General features: G+C 72.1%; 4 protein-coding genes. 1 reads left to right on the top strand and 3 read right to left on the bottom strand.

What is annotated here, in order from left to right; translation table 11 throughout:
• A partial coding sequence (locus HMPREF0591_RS33150; protein ID WP_007170051.1) for a PPE family protein occupies positions 1-1066 on the bottom strand: 1066 nt, incomplete at its 3' end.
• 200 nt (positions 1067-1266) lie between these two features.
• Here HMPREF0591_RS33150 and HMPREF0591_RS17935 point away from each other — a divergent pair.
• Positions 1267-2031, top strand: coding sequence for a CPBP family intramembrane glutamic endopeptidase (locus HMPREF0591_RS17935; RefSeq protein ID WP_007170050.1), 765 nt, complete (start codon positions 1267-1269; stop codon positions 2029-2031).
• A gap of 6 nt (positions 2032-2037) precedes the next feature.
• Here the strand turns inward: HMPREF0591_RS17935 and HMPREF0591_RS17930 are convergent, their stop codons facing one another.
• Both HMPREF0591_RS17930 and HMPREF0591_RS17925 read right to left on the bottom strand, forming a co-directional pair.
• Positions 2038-3066, bottom strand: coding sequence for a zinc-binding alcohol dehydrogenase family protein (locus HMPREF0591_RS17930; protein WP_007170049.1), 1029 nt, complete (start codon positions 3064-3066; stop codon positions 2038-2040).
• 48 nt (positions 3067-3114) lie between these two features.
• Positions 3115-3414 carry a GlsB/YeaQ/YmgE family stress response membrane protein gene (locus HMPREF0591_RS17925; protein ID WP_007170048.1) on the bottom strand — a complete coding sequence of 100 codons (300 nt, stop codon included), beginning with the start codon at positions 3412-3414 and terminating at the stop codon, positions 3115-3117.
• Between the last annotated feature and the right edge of the window lie 249 nt (positions 3415-3663).

Raw genomic sequence — 3663 nt, 5'->3', positions numbered from 1 at the left:
AGCCGGTGGGCACAACGTCGGGCATCGCCCTGGCCGTCAACCGCGCCTCGGGCGCCGCCGCGGCCCAGGTCGGCGGTGTCGACAACCGGCCGATCGGCGTCGCGCGGCCCATGCCCGCCGACACCGGTGCGCCCCCACCGGACGCGGTGCCCACCATCGTCGGCCCCGGCGAGGTAACCGATGTCGAGGATCCGCCGCCCCCGCTGCCGGATCCGCCTCCGCCTCCCCCGCCCGACGGTTGCGCGCTCGCAGCGATCTGGACGACCGGGCCGATGATGAACAGGACCCCGCTGACGATGAACGTCACCCCGCTCAGGAATGTGAGGTAGTCCCCGACGCTGGAGGCGATGCTGCCGAGCGACGAGCCGGAGCTGCTCCCGCCGGACGCCGCCGCCGTGGCCAACCCGGACGGCCCTCCCGACGCGAGGCTCTGCAGCGTGCGGGGCAACGAGGAGGTCAACTGCGATAGTTCCTGCACGGACGTGCCGGCCGGGGTGCGGGCGGCCTGGGCGACCGCCGCGGCCTGACCGGCCCGCCCGTCCGGGTTCGTGTTCTGCGACGGCGGGGTGAACGGCTTCAACGCCGCCGCGCTCGCCGAGTTGGCCGCGTACGTATACATGGCGGCCGCGTCCTGGGCCCACATCTCCGCGTAGCGGGCTTGGTTGGCCATGATGGCCGGCGTGTTCTGCCCCAGCAGGTTGCTCGCGACCAGCGCCGCCAACCGGGCGCGGTTGGCCGCGATCACCGGCGGCGGCACCGTCGCCGCAAACGCGGCGTCATAGGCGGCCACCGCGGCGGCGGCCTGCGTCGCCGTCTGCTGTGCCTGCGCGGCGGCGGCGTGCAGCCAGGCCGCGTAGGGGGCGGCGGCCGCGACCATCGCGGCCGACGAGGGGCCCTGCCAGGCGCCCGACAGCTCGGCGATCACCGATTGGAAGGAGTGCGCGGCGGAGTGCAACTCGGCCGACACGGCGTTCCAGCCTTGCGCGGCCGACAGCAGTGAGGCCGGCCCCGGGCCGGCGTACATCCGGCCGGAGTTGATCTCAGGCGGCAGCGCAGCAAAATCCAATTCCCCAGTTCCCCCAGTTGCTTGGCCGGCCCCGACTAACCGACGGCGGACAAGCCAGTCGCCCGTAAAAGTCCCCGCATCTGGCGGGTTTAAACGGGCTAGCTGGACATTCGGTCGGTCGGCGCGGGGCGGCCGAGGGGAAAACGCCCGCCCCGCCGCGGGACGCGGGTGGGCGGCCGGGTCGCGGGTAAACTGGTCGGATGCCTGACGCCGCCGGGACCGCCGACATTCACCATCCGGTGATCTCCCAGCTCTCGGCGCTGCACCGGGTCCGGATTCATCTCGACATCGCCGTCGTCGTGGCGGTGCTGGTGACGACCAACCTGATCGCGCACTTCACCACCCCGTGGGCGAGCATCGGTGTCGTTCCCGCGGCCGCGGTCGGCCTGGTGTTCCTGATGCGGGCCAACGGGCTGGACTGGGCCGACCTGGGCCTGGGACGCGAACACTGGAAGTCGGGGCTGGGTTACGCGCTGGCCGCCGTGCTGCTGGTGGCGTCCGTGATCGCCGCCGGGGTGCTGCTGCCGATGACCCGGCCGATGTTCCTGAACCACCGGTACGCCACCGTCTCGGGCGCGCTGATCGCCTCGATGGTCATCATCCCGTTGCAGACCGTGATCCCGGAGGAGCTGGCGTTTCGGGGCGTGCTGCACGGTGCGTTGCATCGGGCGTGGGGCTTTCGCGGGGTGGCGCTGGCGGGGTCGCTGCTGTTCGGCCTCTGGCACGTCGCGACCTCACTCGGGCTCACCAGCGGCAACGTCGGCCTGACCCGGATCTTCGGCGGCGGCGTGATGGGGATGCTGGCCGGCGTGACGGCGGCGGTGCTCGCCACCGGAGCCGCGGGCTTCGTCTTCAGCTGGCTGCGCCGGCGCAGCGGCAGCCTGATCGCGCCGATCGCGCTGCACTGGTCGTTGAACGGGCTCGGCGCGCTGGCCGCCGCGCTGGTCTGGCACCTGACGGCCTGAGCCCGGTCACACCAGCAGCACCGCCGCCCCGGCGATGCGGCCGGCGCTGAGATCGGATAGCGCGCGATCCGCTTGGTCCAGCGGGTATTCCGGCGTGGTCACCTCGATGTGGTGTCGGCCCGCGAAGTCGAGGAACGCGCGCGCGTCGGCCCGGGTGTTGGACGTGACCGAGCGGAGCTGGCGCTCCTGGAACAGGTGGCGCTGGTAGTTCAGCGGCGGGACATCGGACAGGTGGATGCCGGCGATCGCCAGCGTGCCGCCGCGGTCCAACGCTTCCAGCGCGGGCAGCACCAGCTCACCGACCGGCGCGAAGAGGATCGCGGCATCGAGCGGTACCGGGGGCGGATCGGCGGCCCCCTGCGCCGACGCCGCACCGAGCCGCATGGCCAGCTCGCGGGCCTCGGCTCCCCGGGTCATCACGTGCACCTCGGCGCCTTGCGCCAGCGCGACCTGCGCGGTGATGTGGGCGCTGCCCCCGAAGCCGTACAGCCCCAGCCGGCCGCCGGGCGGCAGGTCGGCGCGCAGCAGGGAGCGATAGCCGATGATGCCGGCGCACAGCAACGGCGCCAGCTCGCTATCGCTGTAACCCGCGGGGAGGGGATGCGCGAAAGCGGCCGGCACGGTGGCGAATTCGGCGTAGCCGCCGTCGGCGTCCCAGCCGGTGTAGCGGGATTGCGGGCACAGGTTCTCATCGCCGCGGCGACAGTATTTGCAGACGCCGCAGGTGTGGCGCAGCCAGGCGATCCCCACCCGATCTCCGACGCGGAACTCGTCCCCCGCGTCGGAGCCGACCTCGACCACCTCGCCCACCACCTCGTGGCCGGGTGTCACATGGTCGCGGTGGACGGGCAGGTCGCCCTCGGTGACGTGCAGGTCGGTGCGGCACACCCCGCAGGCCCGCACGGCGACCAGCAACTCCGACGGCCCCGGGCGCGGCACGTCCGTGGTGACTTGCTCGAGCGGGCCGGTGTCCATCGGGCCGGGCCGACGTACCCGCCACGCCCGCATGGTCGTGGTGGTCAGCGGTGGAACCATCCGTCCATCATGCCGCTGACCACCACGGGCGCAACGTGTCAAGCGCGGTCAGGTGCGGCGCACCATGCCGACGATCCAGAGCAGGATCAGCGACCCGAGCAGCGCGGTGAAGAAGGTGAAGATCAGGCCGCCGCCCGCGGTGTTGACGAAGAAGCTCAGGATGAAGCCGCCGATCAGGGCGCCGATGATGCCGATCACGATGTCCATCAGGATGCCGGCGCCACTGCCCCTGAGGATCTTGCTGGCGAGCGCACCCGCCAGACCGCCGATGATGATGTAGCCGATGATGCCGACGCTCGTGAAGGTTGTTGAGCGGGCCAGATATTCGGTAGCTGCCATGACGTCCATGCGGGTCTCCTTGCATCCGATGGCAAAGCCCAGCGAGTTGCTGGGCCGTCACTTCGGTATACCCGCTTCGCGTAACGAAAGAGGGTCCGATTCGGCGACGGTTGTCGCACCATCCCGGGCGCGCCGAACGGGGCGTCAGGTCGATTGCGTCCGCTGGGGCGCGGGTGCGGGGGTCGGGGTGACCTCACCAGCCGGAGCGGGAGCGGGAGCCGGGGCCGGAGGCGGCGGCGGCGCTCCCGGTGCCGGCGG

Origin of the sequence: Mycobacterium parascrofulaceum ATCC BAA-614, from assembly GCF_000164135.1 — a bacterium.
GTDB lineage: Bacteria > Actinomycetota > Actinomycetes > Mycobacteriales > Mycobacteriaceae > Mycobacterium > Mycobacterium parascrofulaceum.
Note: the sequence above shows the minus strand (reverse complement) of the source record. Positions and strands in the feature narration are given on the sequence as shown.